The sequence below is a fragment of the Vibrio ostreae genome (assembly GCF_019226825.1).
GTDB lineage: Bacteria > Pseudomonadota > Gammaproteobacteria > Enterobacterales > Vibrionaceae > Vibrio > Vibrio ostreae.
On record NZ_CP076643.1, the window covers coordinates 3,092,312 to 3,110,268 of the forward strand.

Consider the following 17,957-nt stretch of genomic DNA (forward strand, 5'->3'; position numbering starts at 1 on the left):
GAAGGATTTGGTCATGCGCCATCGTAAGAGTGGTCGTCAACTCAACCGCAACAGCAGTCATCGCAAAGCGATGTTCAGCAACATGGCTAGCTCTCTAGTACGTCATGAAGTTATCAAGACTACTTTGCCAAAAGCTAAAGAGCTACGTCGCGTAGTTGAGCCTTTGATTACACTAGCTAAGACTGACAGTGTTGCTAACCGTCGTCTGGCATTTGCACGTACTCGTGACAACGAAGTCGTTGCTAAACTATTTAACGAACTTGGTCCACGTTTCGCTGCACGTCAAGGCGGCTACACTCGCATTCTGAAGTGTGGTTTCCGTGCCGGCGATAAAGCTCCAATGGCTTACATTGAGCTTGTAGATCGCCCAGAAGCTGCTGAAGAAGCTGCTGCTGAGTAATCGGTTCGCGATTAAAAAAGCCGAGCGTAAGCTCGGCTTTTTTGTATCTGCAGATTCTGATATGCACACTCAACATTTTTGTTGGGTGTGCACTCTCATCAATTCGCTGATGACGTTCCCCACAATTTGCTCAACGAGCCGAGCAGACCATCACTGGCACCCTGGCTGGTCAGGTACTGCAGCACCAGCGGTGCAAACTGACTAATCATACTTGGGTCAAGGCCCAATCCTTTGAACACATCATGGACTGCACTGAGGTTATTCAGGCCCGATAACGTATCCTTGCTGCCAGACAAATTCAGATTGGTTAACTGATCCATGCCGGGTAACAGTTGCCCCAGCTCTTCGCTGTTGCTTTCTGAGAGCTGATTTTGGGCCAGCGATAACATCGCGCCAACCCCACCGGTGGCTTGTTGTGGCGAGACTGGTAGTTGGTTGGTCACCTGGGTGATCAAGCTCGAGTTACTTTCGGCCTGATTGAGCGTGCTGCTGACCATGCTGGCGAGGTCGTTGCTTTGATCTTTGCTGCCGAAATTGAGAAATGCAAAGCTGGGTGCGCTGAAAACGGTGCTGAGCACCAGCGCGGAGACAATGGAGCGTTTCATAGATGAGTGCCATTCCTTAACTTTAGGCTCAGTGACCTTCATTCTAGCCAAAAAAAAGCGGCGCTGGGCGCCGCTTGATGTCAATTTTTTGCGAATTCGTTGGATTACAGGATAGCCAGCAGTTCCACTTCGAATACCAGGGCAGCAAATGGAGGGATTGCCGCGCCTGCGCCACGTTCACCGTAAGCAAGATCTTGAGGAACGTACAGTTTCCATTTTGAGCCAACAGGCATCAGTTGCAGCGCTTCTACCCAACCTTTGATTACACCGGTTACCGGGAATTCAGCAGGCTGGCCACGAGTGATTGAGCTGTCGAATACTGTGCCGTCAACCAGTTGACCGTGGTAGTGTACACGTACCGCTTTGTCTGCCGTTGGGATTTCGCCTTCACCCTGGCTGATCACTTCGTATTGCAGACCAGATTCCAGTACGGTGACTTCAGGGCGCAGAGCGTTGTCTTTCAGGAAAGATTCGCCTTCAGCCGCTGCAACTTTTGCTGCTTCCTGGCGAGTTTCTTCAGCGCGCATGTGAAGAGCTTGCAGAGCCTGGTTGATCTCGTCGATTTCGATAGCTGGCATGTCGCCAACCAGTGCAGTGGCAATACCCGCTGCGATCGCGTCAACACTCAGTCCTTCCAGACCGCTACCTGCCAGTTGTTGGCCCATTTGCAGACCGATACCGTAGCTAGCTTTTTGCTCTACAGTTTCAAATTTTACTTCAGACATAAAAGTCACTCTTTGTCGTGTCAAATAAAGCCCACAGGATAACAGTTTCGTCCGGGGGATGAAACGTTCAGGCTGAATTCGTTACAATTGAGGTTTAAGGTGTGATTGAGCGCAGAATCCCGGCCAAAAAACATCAGGATTATGTCAACCTTTAGCAGATCAGCGGCAAGCCCCTATACTCTCGGCACGTGAGTTTTTATACTGTGGTAAGGAATTTATGGACGGATGAAAATGAATCGTCGACACAAGAAGAAGCAGCAGACCGATTATCTTGCCTTGGTTCAGAACCAGTGGGACTCTATTGACTGGCGTGAATATCAGCAACGTAGCGTGCAGTTGTGGCAGCGTTTACCTAAGCTGCACCAGCGCGCACTGATGGTTTTGGTGCCGGTCGTATTGATTCTGATGGTGATCCCGTTACCAGGGGGAGGATGATGCGGTGCAAGACACCGCTGCAGAGCCGCTTTCGGGTCAAATTCAGCGCGTTGCGGTCAACGTGAATACCCGCGGCTTGAGTGAAGAGCAGCAACAGAATACGCCTCAGGCTCAGACTCCTGGCCAGATACAGAGTACCGCCTGGCGTGAGTATATAGTGCAAAGTGGTGATACCCTGTCGCAGGTATTTCGTAATAATGATCTGTCGATGGCTGATCTCAATGATCTGGTTAAAATCGAAGGCAGCGATAAGCCGCTGAGTCAGATCCGCGCAGGCCAGCTGATCCGTTTTAAACTGTCGAAAGACGGCAAGCTCGACATTTTACAGCTGGAGAAAAACAATCAGTCGGTGATGTTTTTCCGTTTGTCTGACGGTGGATTTGGCCGCAGTAAATAGCTTGCGATATGCTTAACCTGTCGCTGGGCGACTTTGGGGCCAGCGGCACAATGATCATCCCTATTCCAAACCAGCTCAGTTGACCCGGTTGTTCATTAAATCAGTACAGCCCGGACAGGGCTCATACGCTGCGCAGCATGCCGACATGTTCGATGTCGTCTTCGAGGTAAATATCGGTCGTGGTGACAAACCCGTGCTGGCGATAAAATGCCTGTAAGTGAGCCTGGGCGCTGATCTCAATCGCCTGCTGTGGCCACAACTGTTGGCAATGCGTTAATGCCTGGCTGAGCAAGTCATGCCCGAGTCCGTTGCCGCGCGCGGATTGCAGGGTTGCAACCCGGCCGATACTGGCGTTGTCATAGCTGACGCCGGGAGGCAGCAGGCGGGCGCAGGCCACCAGTTGTTCTCCCTGGTAACCGAGCAGATGGCAGGCGCCGGGGGCATGATCTTTATTGTCCAGTTCCGGGTAAGGGCAAGTTTGTTCTACAACGAAGACATTGACCCGTAATTGCAGTAATTGATAGAGCTGAAAAGTACTGAGTTGGTCAAAAGTGAGGCATTGCCAGGTGATCATGAATAACTCCTTGTATTGAAATGGCGCTCACTGTAGCAGCGCACCCTGCGCCTGGCATTAACAAAAGTTAAGAACGAAGCACAATAAAAAATTAAATTAATATTCACTGGTGATCCGGGGCAAAATAACGATAATAGCCGCTCGTTTTTTCGTCTGACTAAGGACACCCCCGTGACCTCCACCTCTTTTTCTGCCTTGAATCTCAAGCCTGAACTACTTTCTAACCTCGATACTATGGGGTTTACTCAAATGACGCCGATTCAGGCCCAGTCATTGCCTGCTATCTTGCAAGGCCAGGACGTGATTGGTCAGGGTAAGACCGGCTCAGGTAAAACCGCGGCGTTTGGTCTGGGTGTGTTATCTAATCTGAACGTGAAACGCTTCCGTGTGCAGGCTCTGGTGTTGTGTCCGACCCGCGAACTGGCTGATCAGGTCGCGACTGATATCCGTACCCTGGGCCGCGCAATTCACAATATCAAAGTACTGACCCTGTGTGGGGGAATGCCGATGGGCCCGCAGATTGGCTCACTGGAGCATGGCGCACACATTCTGGTCGGCACTCCGGGCCGTATTCTTGACCACTTGAGTAAAGGACGCATCGATCTGTCTGAGCTCAATACTCTGGTGCTGGATGAAGCGGATCGTATGCTGGAAATGGGTTTCCAGGAAGCGCTGGATGCTATTATCGGCGCGGCACCAAAACAGCGCCAGACGCTGTTGTTCAGTGCCACTTATCCGAAAGCAATTGCGAATATTGCTCAGTCCGTCACGCATGATGCACTGATGATCAAAGTGGCAGCGACGCATGATACGTCTAGTATTCAGCAGTTGTTTTACAAGCTGGACGGAACCGAAGCGCGTGATGCGGCGCTGGAGACCTTACTGCTTAACCATCAACCTGAATCGGCGGTGGTGTTCTGTAATACCAAACGCGAAGTGCAGAATGTGGCCGATGAGTTACATCATAAAGGCTTTAGTGTGGTTGAGCTGCATGGTGATATGGAGCAGCGTGAGCGCGACCAGGCACTGGTTCAGTTTGCCAACAAAAGTATTTCCATCTTAGTGGCCACTGATGTGGCGGCGCGCGGCCTTGATGTTGATAATCTGGATGCGGTGTTCAACTTTGAACTGTCACGTGATCCGGAAGTGCACGTGCACCGTATCGGCCGTACCGGCCGTGCGGGCAGCAAAGGCCTGGCGTTCAGCTTCTTCAGTGACAATGAAATGTACCGCGTGGCACAGATTGATGAATACATGGATATCGCGATCAGCCCGGCGGTATTGCCGGCAGTGAAAGCAGGTGCCGAGCCGTATCAGGCTGGCATGGTGACCATTCAGATCGATGGCGGTAAGAAGCAGAAAGTGCGTCCGGGTGATATTCTGGGTGCGCTGACCGCCGGCGGTGCGCTGACAGCGGATCAGATCGGTAAGATCAATCTGATGCCAATGCGTGCCTATGTGGCGGTCAGTAAGAAAGTGGCCAAGCAGGCACTGCAGATCCTCGCCAACGGTAAGATCAAAGGCCGCCAATTCCGCGCCCGTCTGGTCAAGTAAACCGCTTACTTTACTCTCAGCCGGGCTTTAATCCGGCTGAGACTGATGGGGGTTATCCCCAGATAGGCAGCGATCAGGCTGTCGCTGATGCGCGGAATTAAGTCAGGAAACTGCTCGCACATCGCCTGATATCGTTGCTCTGGTCGCAGCAGTAACATGACTCTTTCTTTATGCTCTTTATGTATCAGTTGGGTTTCCAGCAGCTTGAGGTATAACGGGTGTGCTTCACTGCGCCACTGATGCAGGTGTTGCAGTGGCAGGCATAACAAAACGACCGGCGTCAGTGTCTCTAGTAAGTAGGGCGATGGCGTATTCTCAATCAGGTTTTCAAAACCGATAATCCAGTCCTCCTCCCAGTAAAACTCTTTACTGAATTCCTTACCCTGCTCAGTCAGATAACTGGCGTGGCAGATTCCCTGGCTGACGAAGTAAAAGTGGCTTGGCATTTCGCCCTGATTAATCAGTATGTGCCGGGTTGGCAGTTCAAGCGGAAAAGCACCGTCCAGCAGCTGCTCAATTTGTGTTTCACTGAAACCGTTTTGTTGCATCTGCTGATAAAATTGCTGTGAAATCGTATCGTGCGGCAATGCCATCGGATGTCCTTGTTAAGCGATTATGTGCCAGCGATGAAGCAGAGGGATTAATGTGTTTAGACCAGATTCTGGTTTGACTGGCTAATGCTTTGTCCGCCGGGCACGGGTCGGGCAGCATGAAATTTTGACGTATTTTAGCCTAACGTCAGGCTTGGTTTCGAGTCATTTCCACACCACAGCACTGTCTCTATGCTTGTATCCATCACGCTCACCAAGGGCGACTTTGTGGCTGGTGTCACACAACCACCCCCTGTTGCAGCAAGGCTTAGCAAGCGATTTGTTGCTGTTCACACTTCATCGCTGTGTAACCAGATAGTCACGATTTTGTTACTCAAATTTACCGTGATGCTGCAAATGTGCCAGTCCTATATCAGTTTTTCGAATAAAAAATGAAATTTTAGAATTTCAGGTAATAACAAGAACTGCCCATAATGCAAGCATTAATCGGGTAAGGGATGACGAACATGGCGGGCTCAGAAACGGTGTCAACGCTGCAACATAAAACACCACGTTTAGTGGCGATTGAATCAGGTAAGCAACCGGACGCGTTTAAGCGTATTGCTCGCAGCCAGCTGCAAGCTGGTGAAGTCGCTCTGGTTGGTGCCGGCCCTGGCGATCCTGAACTGTTGACGGTTAAAGCACTGAGCTATCTGCAACAGGCTGATGTGGTGTTGTACGACTACCTGGTTTCTGACGACATCATGGCATTGATCCCGGATGAGACCATTCTGGTGTGCGTGGGCAAACGTGCCGGTCACCACAGTGTGCCGCAGGAGAAAACCAACCAGCTGTTGGTTGAGTTTGCCAAACAAGGTCATCGTGTCGTACGCATCAAAGGCGGCGATCCGTTTATGTTTGGTCGTGGCGGCGAAGAGCTGGAAGTGCTGTTCGATGCGGGAGTGTCATTTCAGGTGATTCCCGGCATTACAGCCGCTGCTGGCGCAACAGCCTATGCGGGCATTCCGCTAACTCACCGAGATTATGCGCAGTCGGCGCTGTTTATTACCGGTCATCTCAAAGCGGAAGCCGCGGCTGAAATGGACTGGTCAACCCTGGCTCGCAGCCAGCAAACGCTGGTGATTTATATGGGACTGATGAAATCCAGCACCATAGCGCAGCAATTGATTGAGCATGGCCGCAGTGCCGGGACGCCGATCGCGATTATTGAGCGTGGGACTCAGTCAACCCAGAAAGTGTTTCGCGGTCAGCTCAGTGAACTGCCGCAGTTGGCCGCTAACGCTGAGTCACCGTCACTGATTGTGATTGGCGAAGTGGTGACTTTGGCCAACAAACTGACGTGGTTTGGTGACAATACCGCGCCGTCTACCCAAATTGCATAACAAACATAATTCAAATTGCGAGACCCGCAGGGGTCTTTCAAGCCACCAGGCAGCTAAAAGGAAGCACGCAAAATGGATCAACAACGCTTAACCCATTTAAAACAGCTTGAGGCAGAAAGTATCCACATCATTCGTGAAGTGGCTGCCGAATTTGCCAACCCAGTGATGATGTATTCGATCGGTAAAGATTCGTCGGTCATGCTTCATCTGGCGCGTAAAGCGTTTTATCCGGGCAAGATCCCATTCCCTCTGTTACACGTTGATACCGACTGGAAATTCCGCGACATGATCGCGTTCCGTGATGCAACGGCGAAGAAATACGGTTTCGAACTGTTGGTACACAAAAACCCGGAAGGTTTGGCGATGGGGATCAACCCGTTTGACCACGGTTCTTCTAAGCACACTGACATCATGAAAACCCAGGGTCTGAAGCAGGCGCTGAACAAATACGGTTTTGATGCTGCGTTCGGTGGTGCCCGTCGTGATGAAGAGAAATCGCGTGCCAAAGAGCGTGTTTATTCATTCCGTGACAAGAACCATACCTGGGATCCAAAAAACCAGCGTCCAGAGCTGTGGAAAACTTACAACGGTCAGATCAATAAAGGCGAGAGCATCCGTGTTTTCCCACTATCGAACTGGACCGAGCTGGATATCTGGCAATACATCTACCTGGAAAACATTGAAATCGTTCCTCTGTACCTGTCGGATGTGCGTCCTGTGGTTGAGCGTGATGGCATGCTGATCATGGTTGATGATGACCGTATGAAACTGAAGCCGGGTGAAGAGATCCAGCATAAGAGCATACGTTTCCGTACTTTGGGTTGTTACCCGCTGACCGGCGCGGTGGAGTCGGAAGCGAAAACGTTGCCGGAAATCATCGAAGAAATGCTGGTTGCCACCTCAAGTGAGCGTCAGGGCCGTGCGATCGACCACGATTCGTCAGGATCGATGGAAATGAAAAAACGTCAAGGTTACTTCTAAGGGTCTAAGGAAAGAAAATGAATAGTGCAGTTCAAGCTCAACTTGCTGAGCTAGGTATTGAAGGTTACCTCAATCAACACCAACATAAATCGCTACTTAGATTCCTGACGTGTGGTTCGGTAGACGATGGTAAAAGTACACTGATCGGTCGTCTGCTTCATGACTCAAAACAAATTTATGAAGATCAGCTGGCCGCTGTGCATTCCGACAGCCAGCGTGTCGGTACCACCGGTGAGCGTCCGGATCTGGCGCTGCTGGTTGACGGCCTGCAGGCCGAGCGTGAGCAGGGCATCACCATTGATGTGGCGTACCGTTACTTCTCGACTCAGAAACGTAAGTTCATCATTTCTGACACACCGGGACACGAGCAGTACACCCGTAACATGGCGACCGGTGCGTCGACCTGTGATCTGGCGGTGATTCTGATCGATGCGCGCAAAGGCGTATTGGATCAAACGCGTCGTCACTCGTTCATTTCCAACCTGCTGGGTCTGAAGCACTTCATCGTTGCGGTGAACAAGATGGACCTGGTGGACTACTCGCAGGAGCGTTTTGAAGAGATTCGCGCTCAGTATCTGGAGTTCTCGAAGCATCTGCAGGGTGAAACCAACATCGAGATCATTCCACTGTCTGCGCTGGAAGGCGATAACGTGGTGGATAAGAGCGAGAACATGGCATGGTACCAAGGTCCGTCACTGCTGGATCTGCTGGAAACCGTCGATGTTGATCAGGAAAAAGGCACCGGTGAATTCCGCTTCCCAGTGCAGTACGTGAACCGTCCTAACCTGGATTTTCGTGGTTTTGCCGGCACCATCTCATCCGGTGCAGTCAGCGTTGGCGACAAAATTAAAGTGCTGCCATCAGGCAAGACTTCAACCGTTGCTCGTATTGTAACGTTCGATGGCGATCTGCCACAAGCAAGCGCTGGTCTGGCGGTTACGCTGACTCTGGCGGATGAAATTGATATCAGCCGTGGCGATCTGATTGTGCTGGAGCAGGATCATGTCGACAGCACCAACCATCTGCTGGCGGATGTGGTGTGGATGACAGAGCAGCCGCTCAAACCAGGTCGTGAATACGATGTGAAAATCGCAGGCATGAAGACGGTTGGTCAGATCGTTGCGGTTCGCCACCAGTACGACATTAACAATCTGGACACTTTCCAGTCTGAAGAGTTGCCACTGAACGGTATCGGTTTGTGCGAATGGACCTTTAATCAGTCCGTTGCACTGGACAAGTACCTGGATTGTGCTGATACCGGTGGTTTCATCATCATCGACCGTCTGACTAACGTCACTGTCGGTGCCGGTCTGGTGCGTGACAGTCTGCAGAATGTGGCGCAAGCCGAAGGCCAATTCTCTGCGTTTGAAGTGGAACTCAACGCGCTGATCCGTAAGCACTTCCCACACTGGGATGCCAAAGATCTGAGTCAATTGCTTAAGTGATCAGTGATGGGGGGCAGGTGACTGCCCCCATATCGAGGGAAGCGTTATGTGGGAACAAGGGCTGGTACTGGCGATTCTGCTGGGCATTGTGACCTGTCTGTTAGTGACACGAATTAAGCCGAGCTTTATCTTTGCCGGCGCAGCATTTGCTGCTTTTATGACTGGCATGATGGATGTCACCGAGCTGGCGGCGAATTTCACTAACGCTTCTTTACTGACTTTAGTGTTACTTATTCTGGCTTCGACGGCGTTGGAAAAAACGCGTCTGGTCAGCTGGGTAAGCCGTAATATTTCTGAAGGTAATCTCGGCATGGTTGTCGCCAAGCTGGGGTTCTCAACCGCGTTTTTATCCTCGTTTACGAATAACACGGCGGTAGTGGTGTCGTTGATCGGAGCGATCAAACGCAACCAGCAACATGCGCCTTCGCGTTTGTTGATCCCGCTTTCTTATACCGCAATTTTTGGCGGCACCCTGACTTTGATCGGCACCTCGACCAACCTGATCATCAATAGCTTTGTCGAAGATGCCGGGCTACCCAGCCTCGGCTTTTTCGCCCCGTCTTTGATCGGCCTGGCCGTGTTGGTGGGTTGTGTGATCATCTTGATCCCGCTCAGCTATCTGCTGCCGAGCTATGATGAACAGAGTCAGGATGATTTACCCTATTTTCTTGAGGCCAGTGTTGAGCCGGGCTCTCCTCTGGTCGGGCACAGCATCGCAGAAAATAATCTGCGTGAGCTGCGTAAACTGTTTCTGGCCGAAGTGATTCGTGACGGCGAAAGCGTCCGCTCGGTCGGACCGGATTTTATCCTTGAGGCGCGCGACCGTCTGTTGTTCTGTGGCGATGTTGAGAGTGTCTCCACGCTGCAGGAGATTCAGGGGCTGACCCTGTTTGGCCAGCATCATCTCAATGGCCAGAACTTTGTTGAAGTTGTGGTTAGCTCATCGGCCAGTTTTTGTAATACCACGTTGAAATCGAGCCGTTTCCGGGATCGTTTTGATGCTGTTGTCGTCGCCATTCGCCGTGGTCATGAGCGTCTCGAAGGCGGGCTGGGTAATATTACCCTCACCGCAGGTGATACTCTGGTTCTGGTTCCGGGTAAAGGTTTCGATGCTCAGCGCCGTTCCAACAGCCGTGAATTTGTGCTGATCAACGATCTTGATTCGAGTGCCAAACTCGATACCAGCAAATCCAGCCTGGTATTGCTCGGCTTTGCCGCCGTCATCGCTGCATCCCTGCTTGGTGTTTTGCCGATTATCAAAGGGCTGCTGGCGTATTTATTAGTGCTGTTTGTGTGCGGCATCGTACAGGTCAGTGAGCTGCGGCGCCGCTTCCCGCTCGATATCGTGGTGATTGTCGGCTCAGCACTCTCCATTGCCCAGTTGATGATCTCGTCCGGATTATCGCAGGAGATGGGCGGGCTGTTTATCCAGGCGTTTAACGGCTGGGGTGTATTTGGTGCCCTGGTGGCGACCTATCTGGTCACCCTGGTGTTGACGGAACTGATTACCAATAACGCCGCCGCGGCACTGGCATTCCCGATTGGCTACAGTATGGCCGTCGGCTACGGTGTCGATCCGATGCCATTTATCATGGCCGTGCTGTTTGGTGCCAGTGCCAGTTTTATTTCGCCTTACGGTTATCAGACCAACCTGCTGGTTTATAGCGTAGGCAATTACAAAATGTCGGATTATGTGCGTATCGGTATCCCGATTTCGCTGGTCTACTCCACTCTGGTGCTGACCCTGATCCCAGTATTTTTTCCATTTTAATTTTACAATCAATAATGTGCAGAAGGATGACTTATGAGCACCGCATCTAATGTGAAAGACGAAAACATCGTGTGGCATCAACATGCGGTTGATAAGCACTTTCGTGCCGAGCTGAAACAGCAAAAACCGGCCGTACTCTGGTTCACGGGTTTGTCTGGTGCAGGCAAATCAACCGTCGCTGGCGCACTGGAAAACCGCCTTGCTGAGCTGGGTTTTCACACTTACCTGCTGGATGGTGACAATGTACGTCACGGTCTGTGCGGCGATTTAGGCTTCTCGGAACAGGATCGCCGCGAGAATATCCGTCGTATCGGTGAGCTGGCCAAGCTGATGGCCGATGCGGGGTTGATTGTACTGACGGCGTTTATTTCTCCGCACCGTGCTGAGCGTCAGCTGGTGCGTGACCTGCTGCCGGAAGGCGAGTTTATCGAAGTGTTTGTCAACACTTCGCTGGAAGTGTGTGAGCAGCGCGACCCGAAAGGTCTGTACAAGAAAGCACGTGCTGGCGAAATCCCGAATTTCACCGGTATTGATTCAGCTTACGAAGCGCCGCTGAATCCGGAAATCGATCTGCCGGCCGGAGATAAGAGTATTGATGAGCTGGTAGAGCAGTGTGTGGCCGCGTTGACGCAACGCGCGATCATCAAGCGCTCAGCGCGATGATCAAACACTGACATCAAGTGCTCAGTCAGAGTGAAATAGAGAAATCAGGCCCCGGCCTGATTTTTTGTTTCTGATCTCGGCCCAGCGCTCCGGCTGACTTACACCGTATGGTGAATACTGCTGCTGGCGTCGCTATGCACGGTAAACTTCTGACTCAGCAGCGCGACCAGCTGATCGTAATAACTCATGTTCGGTTTATTACCGAGCAGACGGCACAGCTCATTACCGGTCGGTGAAAAGCGGTAGTAAAGCAGGCGCACTCCGCGCGAGTTGGCATTTAACGACAGCTGCTTACCCTGATAACTGAGACTGAGGGGCGGATCGATTTCAATTTCTCCCGACTCCAGTTCGCTGGCGTGCAACAGGCCGAGTTCGATCAAAACCAGCAGGCTGGCGTAGGGCAGTTGATGGTTACCGATATTGAGTGTATTGGTGCTTTCCCGTTTACCCAGCCGGAACAGACTGTGCTGAACTTTGAGGCCAAATAGCAGTTTCAGGCTGCTATCGGTGCCGAAACTGCAGGCCAGAGCGGCTGCACGCTGCAAAATCTGCGCTTCTTTGGGAGTCATACCCTGCAGGACCTGCAGCGCTTTCATCGAAGTAAAACCGGGATTAGTCACTTCGCGCTTGAGTACTTGTGCCCACAGGCGCTGCATCGATGAATTATGAATATCCTGGGCCATATCAAAAAAACGATACAGCCAGTCCTGATCCGGTTCTCCAGCTGTTTCATTGCGACAGGAAACATGCGCCAGACGTACGATTTGCTCAAGATTCTTCTGGCGCTGCTCTTTACGATCGCGCTCGCGTTTTAAGGCCCGCTCAAAGGGTGTCTTTTTGGCCGGCTCGCTGCTCAGTAAAGCATCCAGGCCATGCTGCTGGGCAATCGCGATAATGCGGTTAGCACTGTCTTTAACATAATGGGAGCGTTTTTCCTGGCCGGAGCCGGTTGTTGTTTCGTGTTCGATCAGCACGGATTGTTTAGGATCGGCCATGTTTTCGGGCACTTATACAGAGACACACATAGGTTAAAATCTACCCTGTATATGCGGTGATAGCCAGAGTTACGATCGACAAATTTGCGCTACCACGAATGATAATAGTTTGTTAAAATTGTTAATCATTAGCGCTGGGGGTGAGTATGAAAGAGTGCGGGGATAACAGAATGCGCAAGCACCTGTCGATTGTTTTACTGTTTGTCATTTACCTGGGTGTACTGACGTATCTGTCCAAATATCTGATTTAGCATCACAATTAACAGGTGGTTTTCTTAACCAATCCAGACTTGTGCTAACTTAACAACGTTGGCTCACTGAACATTTTTGCTAACCGAAAACTTTCATTAAACCCAAAGAATGGCTGGTTAGCTCGCTATTACATGTCGTCGTAAGGCTCAAGGTTGTCCCCTTGCAGGGTATAGCCACTTTCAGCCAGTTCGAGACTGACCGGGTCTGTTTTCAATGTCCCCACCACATACACTATGTCCCACAGCTCCTGCACGGGCGCACCTTGCGGAAACTTCACATAAATAATCTGATTCGGTGGCGGCGGTGGCACATGGATGCAGGCGCCAAAGTAGGGCACCAGCAGAAATTCAGTCACGGTATTTTCATCCCCTTCGAGCGGAATAACAAAGCCGGGAATTTTGACTTTACTGCCGTTCAGCTCCGGGCGCACATGGCCGATTTTAGACTGTTTGGCCTGGGCGTTGCCGCTGTGATCCGGCATGGGTAATCCCTGCTGGTCAAACTGGTTGCGTTCGTTTTGCGGGATCAAATCGAGCCAGTCGAGTTGGAGCACATCATCGCTCGCCAACGCGGCGGGCGCACAGAGGCTGAGCAGCAGTATGCACATTGCCTGGTAACAGGTTTTCATAGTCGTTCCTTGTTGTGGTCCCGGCTGATTAAGCGCCGGGACGAAGATGGATGTTGTCAGTGTCGTTATCGGGTGGCTGCCACTTACAGCCGGATGGTCATCCCATCACTGAGCGACTGCCGATAGGCGCGCAAGGCCGGTACAATTCCTATCACAATTCCGGCGCATTGCACATAACCCAGCAGTTGCCATTCGTGGCGGCTGATAGCGCCAAGATCGATACGAATCCCGTACTGGCTTTCAATCAACGGAGCCGCCAGCGCGAGCAGGGCATACAGCCCAAGCACTCCGAGCACAATACCGGCCAGAGTCAGCAGAGCGGCCTCACTGATCAGCAGGCTGAAGATGTGTCTTGGCCGCGCTCCCATCGCACGCAGGATGGACATCTCGCGCCGCCGCTCCTGCAAGCTGGTCAACAGGCTGCTCAGCATGCCAAGCAGCCCGGCGACCACTACGAAGACCGACACGGCCATCAAAGCCTGTTCTGCCACTGACATCATGCCCCATAACTCATGCAGTGCGACTCCAGGTAAGATGGCACTGAGCGGCTCCTGACGGTATTGGTTGATTTCCCGTTGCAGGGCAAAGGTCTGAATTTTCGATTTAAGTCCGAGCAACATGGCAGTGATCTGTTGTGGCTCAAACTGCTGCTCAGCCAGTTGCTTGGCATCCGGAGTATTGCCCAGATGGGCACCGGACTGCCAGCCGACATGAATGGCTTCAATCGCAGCCAGCGAGACGTGCACGGTTTTGTCGACCGGGGTACCGGTCGGCGCCAGAATACCGACCACTTTAAACGGCAGCTTGTCGTGCCGGGCAAAGGCAACATCACTGATGCCGTGGGCAATAATGATTTCGCTGCCGATGGTGTAGCCGAGTTTTTTCGCCACATCGGCACCGAGCACGGTTTCAAACAGGCCATTGAATTGTCTGCCCTGGCTGAAAGTAAGTGACTGCTTACTTCCGAAGCGGTAGTGTTCGAAATAACTGTGATTGGTACCCATGACCCGAAAGCCGCGATGTGAATCGCCGAGTGAGATAGGGATTGCCCACTTCACCGCCGGATGCTGGCTGAATTCGCGGTAGCTTTGCCAGTCGATATTGTTGGTGGCGTTGCCAATCCGAAACACCGAATAGAGCAGCAGGTTCACAGAGCCCGAGCGCCCACCGACAATCAGGTCAGTCCCGGAAATGGTATTCGCAAAGCTGCTCTTGGCCTGGGTTCGAATGCGTTCTACGCCGGTCAGTAGCAGCACGGAAATGGCAACGGTCAGTATGGTCAGCAGTGCGGTCAGTTTGCGGTTGAGCAGACTTTTCCAGGCTAATTTGGCGATGACACTCATTGCATCCCCCGTGCGCGGTTAATGACAGGTAAGTGAATGCTTCGTTCAAAGCATGACTCCAGCGTCGGGTCGTGGCTGACAAACACCAGCGTCGAACCGGCGCGATTGACCTCTTCCAGTAACAAATCAATAAATGCGCTGCGGTTGTCATGATCGAGGGCTGAGGTCGGTTCGTCGGCAATAATCAGATGCGGTTCGCCAATCAGGGCGCGCGCCGCCGCAACCCGTTGCTGCTGACCGATACTCAGCTCCAGCACCGATTTGTGCAGCAGGGCGTGAGGCAGGTGCAGTCGCTCCAGCAGTTCGCAGGCACGAGCCTGCAGTGCGCCGGAGACTTTACTCTTGCGCAGAGCGGAAAACTGGCACGGCAGAATGACATTATCCAGCACAGATAAATAGGGCAGCAGGTTGAACTGCTGGAAAATATAGCCGATATGGTCAGCGCGGAACCGATCGCGCTGGCTGGCCTTGAGCCGGGCCAAATCCTGCCCCAGCAGGCTGACCCGGCCTTGGCCGGCAGTATTGATACCGGTCAGCAGGCTGAGCAGCGTGGATTTACCACAGCCGCTTGGCCCTTTAATGAACAGATGCTGCCCGGCCGCGACAGCGAGTGCGGCGATATCCAGAGTCGGCTGGTCCGTGTCCGGCCACCGGAACACCACATTTTCCAGGGCAATCACCTGCTCGGCAGAATAGAGATGGGGTTGATTCATCACGTCTCCTTGGCGAAAAATCGGGTAAGTGCTCACTTACCCGTATGCCTATTACAGTGAAATGACGGTTTGCTGCGGCGTCAGTTCCGTCGCGGTTTGCCTATTGTCGGTCAGCAGGTTGACCTGCATTTCGCGTGTGGACGGGAATAAATCAAACCAATGGGTTTCTATCTGTTTGAGGTCGCTGATCTGCTCACAGTGATACTGGTATTGAATGGTGAACGCAGCGTGTTCACTGTGGTGGGCATGATCCGCATCATCGTCAGCATGGTGCGGGTCGTCATGGCTGGCATGATCATCATGGTCATGGTGTTCATCATCATGATGCGGCTGGTGGCCGCCCAGATTATGGCCGACGTCAGCATGTTGCAGTGAGCATAAGCCAGCTTCACTCAGGGTAAACAGCGAATCCGCCTGATTGAGATTCTCGAGTGCCTGATTGAGCAGTCTGATCTCGCTGTCTGATTGCGGCGCATGTTCAAAGCCGGTGACATCGGCGCCGGGCGCGGTGATTTCGACTAACAGGTCATGGCCATCCTGGGCAATATTGAGCTCAACATGGCCGTGAACGTGAGCGTCATGCTGGCGAAACTCGGATTGGGCGAAAGCACTGCCGCACAGCGCTGCAGTGATGCTGAGAACCAGCATGGTTTGGTTAAACATGGTTTGACTCCGTCAATAAGCAGTGAAACACATTACGTCACATCACAGATGGCGCTGGGTAGCCGCCTACTCTGAGCAACAATAATGTTGAAATAGAAAACGTGAACGGCGTTAAGCCGAGAGGTACTGCAGAGCGAGAGTCGGTGGTGAGCGGGCGCAATAGTCAGTCGGGGGCTGGGGTAGCCGTACCACCCGGTTATCGGGCTGGAGATATGAGGTGCCCGAACACGGCGCCAGTTCAGGCAGAGCCTGGGCCAGACCATGTTGCAGGCCATTGAACAACTGGCATTGGTGATGAGCGTGATGAGACGGCGTAGTGTCCTGCTGGTGACTTACCTCGGCAACAATCAGCCATAGCGTCAGCAGGAGCGCGACTATCGCCACGCTCCTGCTGTGAACTCGTATGCTGTACAGGCTTTTCGGCATGACTGACCCGACGCTGGTTATCCTAACCTTGTTATACTATAACAATCAGCCGGAGAGGCAAGTGAGATTATGGTCAGAGATTACGCTGCACCAGTTGCAGCACCTGCTCTATCTGGCTGTCATCCAGCGCGCCTTCATGCACAAACAGGATCTGGCCGCGTTTATCCTGCACTATGATGGCTGAAGATTCCGGTTGCAGTGCCCAGCTCCGGGCGACGTTGCCGTCTTCATCCAGCACTATCGAGGACCACGGGTACTCTTTTTTGCTGTCCTGCGCGGAAGATTTAACGAACGATCCGGTGCCCCAGATCGCATCATCCTGGTTGATGATCGAGGTGGTCTGATACTGCTCAGCCGGGAACTTCGCCGCGCTGATGGCGCTCATCAGTTGCTGGTTAAGTTCTTTCGCGCTGCTGCGTCCGGCGATGGCCTGGATCACCCGCACTTTGCCGACCATCTGCTGGCTGTTCCAGCTTTGAAAAGTGGTATCGTTATTGTTGAGGATGACTTCACCGTATTGCTGTACCGACACTTCGGGCAGTGTTTGGCCGATATGCAGGTTGTGAGCAGAGACAAGGGTGGGAGAGCACGCCAGCAGTATGGCGATAAGCGTTTTATTTTTCATTATATTTTCCTTTGGTTGAGCACCAAAAGATATAGCATAGAAAGTGGCTGGCTGAGAAATTCAGGTTACCGGATTGCGTGTCAGGTAACCTGATTAGACTAAAGGTCGAGCCGGATTAGTCTCTTATTGAGGTGGAAAACACACTCCGGTGCCACCCAGTCCGCAGTAACCTTGCGGATTTTTGGCCAGATACTGCTGATGGTAAGTTTCGGCGTAATAGTACGGGCCGGCTGGCGCAATCTCTGTGGTGATCACAGCACGTTGCTGCTCGCTGAGCAGTGACTGGTAATCGGCCTGGCTTTGCTCGGCAATGGCCTGTTGCTCATCACTGTACGTATAAATGACTGAGCGGTATTGAGTACCGAGATCGTTGCCCTGACGCATGCCCTGAGTCGGATCGTGCCGTTCCCAGAACGCGCGCAGCAATTGCTCCAGCGGCAGTACCTGCGGGTCAAACACCACCCGTACCACTTCGCTGTGGCCGGTCAGACCGGTACACACTTCTTCATACGTCGGGTTGGGGGTAAAACCACCGGCATAACCGACCGATGTTGAGACGACTCCTTCAATCTGCCAAAACAGGCGCTCAGCACCCCAGAAGCAGCCCATGCCCAGCAGAATTTGCTGCTGGCCGTTAACCGGTGCGGCACTCAGACTGGTTTGGTTAACGAAGTGGGTATCATCTACACTCAAAGGGGTAGAGCGGCCGGGTAAAGCGGTTTCAGCGCTAACCATCATTTGTTTGTCTAACATGATTTATCCTTTTGATTCGCTGACGGTATGACGATAGCCAGGATGTGGGTTAAATCCTGACTATTCAACAGTAAGA

The 17,957-nt window shown here is 52.3% G+C and carries 19 protein-coding genes and 1 pseudogene; 8 read left to right on the forward strand and 12 right to left on the reverse strand.

Annotation, left to right across the window (positions count from 1 at the left end):
• Positions 1–13: 13 nt before the first annotated feature.
• On the forward strand, positions 14–400 hold the full coding sequence (gene rplQ, locus KNV97_RS20430) for a 50S ribosomal protein L17 (protein ID WP_136485167.1): 387 nt from the start codon (positions 14–16) through the stop codon (positions 398–400).
• A gap of 98 nt (positions 401–498) precedes the next feature.
• Here the strand turns inward: rplQ and KNV97_RS20435 are convergent, their stop codons facing one another.
• Positions 499–1,005, reverse strand: coding sequence for a DUF2780 domain-containing protein (locus KNV97_RS20435; protein WP_218562665.1), 507 nt, complete (start codon positions 1,003–1,005; stop codon positions 499–501).
• 104 nt (positions 1,006–1,109) lie between these two features.
• Complete coding sequence (locus KNV97_RS20440; RefSeq protein WP_218562666.1) at positions 1,110–1,730, reverse strand: FKBP-type peptidyl-prolyl cis-trans isomerase; 621 nt, start codon at positions 1,728–1,730, stop codon at positions 1,110–1,112.
• A 231-nt stretch (positions 1,731–1,961) separates the two neighbouring features.
• On the opposite strand from KNV97_RS20440, the pseudogene KNV97_RS20445 reads away from it, so the two are divergent.
• Positions 1,962–2,562, forward strand: a pseudogene (locus tag KNV97_RS20445) (LysM-like peptidoglycan-binding domain-containing protein).
• A gap of 121 nt (positions 2,563–2,683) precedes the next feature.
• Here KNV97_RS20445 and KNV97_RS20450 read toward each other — a convergent pair.
• The gene (locus KNV97_RS20450; RefSeq protein WP_218562667.1) at positions 2,684–3,136 is read right to left on the reverse strand and encodes a GNAT family N-acetyltransferase; all 453 of its coding nucleotides are present in this window, start codon (positions 3,134–3,136) and stop codon (positions 2,684–2,686) included.
• A gap of 234 nt (positions 3,137–3,370) precedes the next feature.
• Here KNV97_RS20450 and dbpA point away from each other — a divergent pair, with 234 nt between their 5' ends.
• Positions 3,371–4,690 (forward strand): ATP-dependent RNA helicase DbpA, encoded by a 1,320-nt coding sequence (gene dbpA, locus KNV97_RS20455; protein WP_407701913.1) that lies wholly within the window; start codon positions 3,371–3,373, stop codon positions 4,688–4,690.
• A 5-nt stretch (positions 4,691–4,695) separates the two neighbouring features.
• Here the strand turns inward: dbpA and KNV97_RS20460 are convergent, their stop codons facing one another.
• Entirely contained in the window at positions 4,696–5,238 is a 543-nt protein-coding gene (locus KNV97_RS20460; RefSeq protein WP_407701914.1) for a Crp/Fnr family transcriptional regulator, read from the reverse strand.
• A gap of 509 nt (positions 5,239–5,747) precedes the next feature.
• Between KNV97_RS20460 and cobA the strand changes: the two genes are divergently transcribed.
• The 5 genes from cobA to cysC all read left to right on the forward strand — a co-directional run bounded on the left by cobA (position 5,748) and on the right by cysC (position 11,483).
• Positions 5,748–6,623, forward strand: a complete 876-nt coding sequence (cobA, locus tag KNV97_RS20465; RefSeq protein ID WP_136485155.1) for a uroporphyrinogen-III C-methyltransferase — start codon at positions 5,748–5,750, stop codon at positions 6,621–6,623.
• A 72-nt stretch (positions 6,624–6,695) separates the two neighbouring features.
• Positions 6,696–7,604, forward strand: a complete 909-nt coding sequence (cysD, locus tag KNV97_RS20470) for a sulfate adenylyltransferase subunit CysD (protein WP_032082223.1) — start codon at positions 6,696–6,698, stop codon at positions 7,602–7,604.
• Positions 7,605–7,621: 17 nt separating this feature from the next.
• Positions 7,622–9,049: a sulfate adenylyltransferase subunit CysN gene (cysN, locus tag KNV97_RS20475; protein ID WP_136485153.1), complete on the forward strand. Its 1,428-nt coding sequence runs from the start codon at positions 7,622–7,624 to the stop codon at positions 9,047–9,049.
• Between the two features lie 46 nt (positions 9,050–9,095).
• Positions 9,096–10,820 carry an SLC13 family permease gene (locus tag KNV97_RS20480; protein WP_136485151.1) on the forward strand — a complete coding sequence of 575 codons (1,725 nt, stop codon included), beginning with the start codon at positions 9,096–9,098 and terminating at the stop codon, positions 10,818–10,820.
• Positions 10,821–10,853: 33 nt separating this feature from the next.
• Positions 10,854–11,483, forward strand: a complete 630-nt coding sequence (gene cysC / locus KNV97_RS20485; RefSeq protein WP_218562668.1) for an adenylyl-sulfate kinase — start codon at positions 10,854–10,856, stop codon at positions 11,481–11,483.
• Between the two features lie 98 nt (positions 11,484–11,581).
• Here cysC and KNV97_RS20490 read toward each other — a convergent pair whose 3' ends face one another.
• The 8 genes from KNV97_RS20490 to msrA form a co-directional block, all read right to left on the reverse strand.
• Positions 11,582–12,478 carry a TIGR03899 family protein gene (locus KNV97_RS20490; protein ID WP_136485146.1) on the reverse strand — a complete coding sequence of 299 codons (897 nt, stop codon included), beginning with the start codon at positions 12,476–12,478 and terminating at the stop codon, positions 11,582–11,584.
• A gap of 379 nt (positions 12,479–12,857) precedes the next feature.
• On the reverse strand, positions 12,858–13,337 hold the full coding sequence (locus KNV97_RS20495; RefSeq protein ID WP_240798177.1) for a DUF3299 domain-containing protein: 480 nt from the start codon (positions 13,335–13,337) through the stop codon (positions 12,858–12,860).
• A gap of 104 nt (positions 13,338–13,441) precedes the next feature.
• Positions 13,442–14,701: an ABC transporter permease gene (locus tag KNV97_RS20500; protein WP_136485142.1), complete on the reverse strand. Its 1,260-nt coding sequence runs from the start codon at positions 14,699–14,701 to the stop codon at positions 13,442–13,444.
• Entirely contained in the window at positions 14,698–15,414 is a 717-nt protein-coding gene (locus KNV97_RS20505; protein WP_136485140.1) for an ABC transporter ATP-binding protein, read from the reverse strand. The genes KNV97_RS20500 and KNV97_RS20505 overlap by 4 nt, the downstream gene beginning before the upstream one ends.
• A 51-nt stretch (positions 15,415–15,465) precedes the next feature.
• Positions 15,466–16,077, reverse strand: a complete 612-nt coding sequence (gene zrgA, locus KNV97_RS20510) for a zinc uptake protein ZrgA (RefSeq protein WP_218562669.1) — start codon at positions 16,075–16,077, stop codon at positions 15,466–15,468.
• A 111-nt stretch (positions 16,078–16,188) separates the two neighbouring features.
• Complete coding sequence (locus tag KNV97_RS20515; protein WP_136485136.1) at positions 16,189–16,503, reverse strand: DUF2607 family protein; 315 nt, start codon at positions 16,501–16,503, stop codon at positions 16,189–16,191.
• A 73-nt stretch (positions 16,504–16,576) separates the two neighbouring features.
• Positions 16,577–17,128, reverse strand: a complete 552-nt coding sequence (locus KNV97_RS20520) for a YtfJ family protein (protein WP_136485134.1) — start codon at positions 17,126–17,128, stop codon at positions 16,577–16,579.
• A 123-nt stretch (positions 17,129–17,251) separates the two neighbouring features.
• Entirely contained in the window at positions 17,252–17,881 is a 630-nt protein-coding gene (msrA, locus tag KNV97_RS20525; RefSeq protein WP_136485132.1) for a peptide-methionine (S)-S-oxide reductase MsrA, read from the reverse strand.
• Between the last annotated feature and the right edge of the window lie 76 nt (positions 17,882–17,957).

Bases quoted from the DNA above. Each gene is read 5' to 3' on its own strand.
- cysD (WP_032082223.1), top strand. From the start codon at position 6,696: ATGGATCAACAACGCTTAACCCATTTAAAACAGCTTGAGGCAGAAAGT.
- cobA (WP_136485155.1), top strand. From the start codon at position 5,748: ATGGCGGGCTCAGAAACGGTGTCAACGCTGCAACATAAAACACCACGT.
- KNV97_RS20490 (WP_136485146.1), bottom strand. From the start codon at position 12,478: ATGGCCGATCCTAAACAATCCGTGCTGATCGAACACGAAACAACAACC.
- dbpA (WP_407701913.1), top strand. From the start codon at position 3,371: ATGGGGTTTACTCAAATGACGCCGATTCAGGCCCAGTCATTGCCTGCT.
- cysC (WP_218562668.1), top strand. From the start codon at position 10,854: ATGAGCACCGCATCTAATGTGAAAGACGAAAACATCGTGTGGCATCAA.
- KNV97_RS20460 (WP_407701914.1), bottom strand. From the start codon at position 5,238: ATGCAACAAAACGGTTTCAGTGAAACACAAATTGAGCAGCTGCTGGAC.
- KNV97_RS20505 (WP_136485140.1), bottom strand. From the start codon at position 15,414: ATGAATCAACCCCATCTCTATTCTGCCGAGCAGGTGATTGCCCTGGAA.
- zrgA (WP_218562669.1), bottom strand. From the start codon at position 16,077: ATGTTTAACCAAACCATGCTGGTTCTCAGCATCACTGCAGCGCTGTGC.
- KNV97_RS20480 (WP_136485151.1), top strand. From the start codon at position 9,096: ATGTGGGAACAAGGGCTGGTACTGGCGATTCTGCTGGGCATTGTGACC.
- KNV97_RS20450 (WP_218562667.1), bottom strand. From the start codon at position 3,136: ATGATCACCTGGCAATGCCTCACTTTTGACCAACTCAGTACTTTTCAG.
- KNV97_RS20515 (WP_136485136.1), bottom strand. From the start codon at position 16,503: ATGCCGAAAAGCCTGTACAGCATACGAGTTCACAGCAGGAGCGTGGCG.
- KNV97_RS20495 (WP_240798177.1), bottom strand. From the start codon at position 13,337: ATGTGCATACTGCTGCTCAGCCTCTGTGCGCCCGCCGCGTTGGCGAGC.
- KNV97_RS20500 (WP_136485142.1), bottom strand. From the start codon at position 14,701: ATGAGTGTCATCGCCAAATTAGCCTGGAAAAGTCTGCTCAACCGCAAA.
- KNV97_RS20520 (WP_136485134.1), bottom strand. From the start codon at position 17,128: ATGAAAAATAAAACGCTTATCGCCATACTGCTGGCGTGCTCTCCCACC.
- rplQ (WP_136485167.1), top strand. From the start codon at position 14: ATGCGCCATCGTAAGAGTGGTCGTCAACTCAACCGCAACAGCAGTCAT.
- KNV97_RS20440 (WP_218562666.1), bottom strand. From the start codon at position 1,730: ATGTCTGAAGTAAAATTTGAAACTGTAGAGCAAAAAGCTAGCTACGGT.
- KNV97_RS20435 (WP_218562665.1), bottom strand. From the start codon at position 1,005: ATGAAACGCTCCATTGTCTCCGCGCTGGTGCTCAGCACCGTTTTCAGC.
- cysN (WP_136485153.1), top strand. From the start codon at position 7,622: ATGAATAGTGCAGTTCAAGCTCAACTTGCTGAGCTAGGTATTGAAGGT.
- msrA (WP_136485132.1), bottom strand. From the start codon at position 17,881: ATGTTAGACAAACAAATGATGGTTAGCGCTGAAACCGCTTTACCCGGC.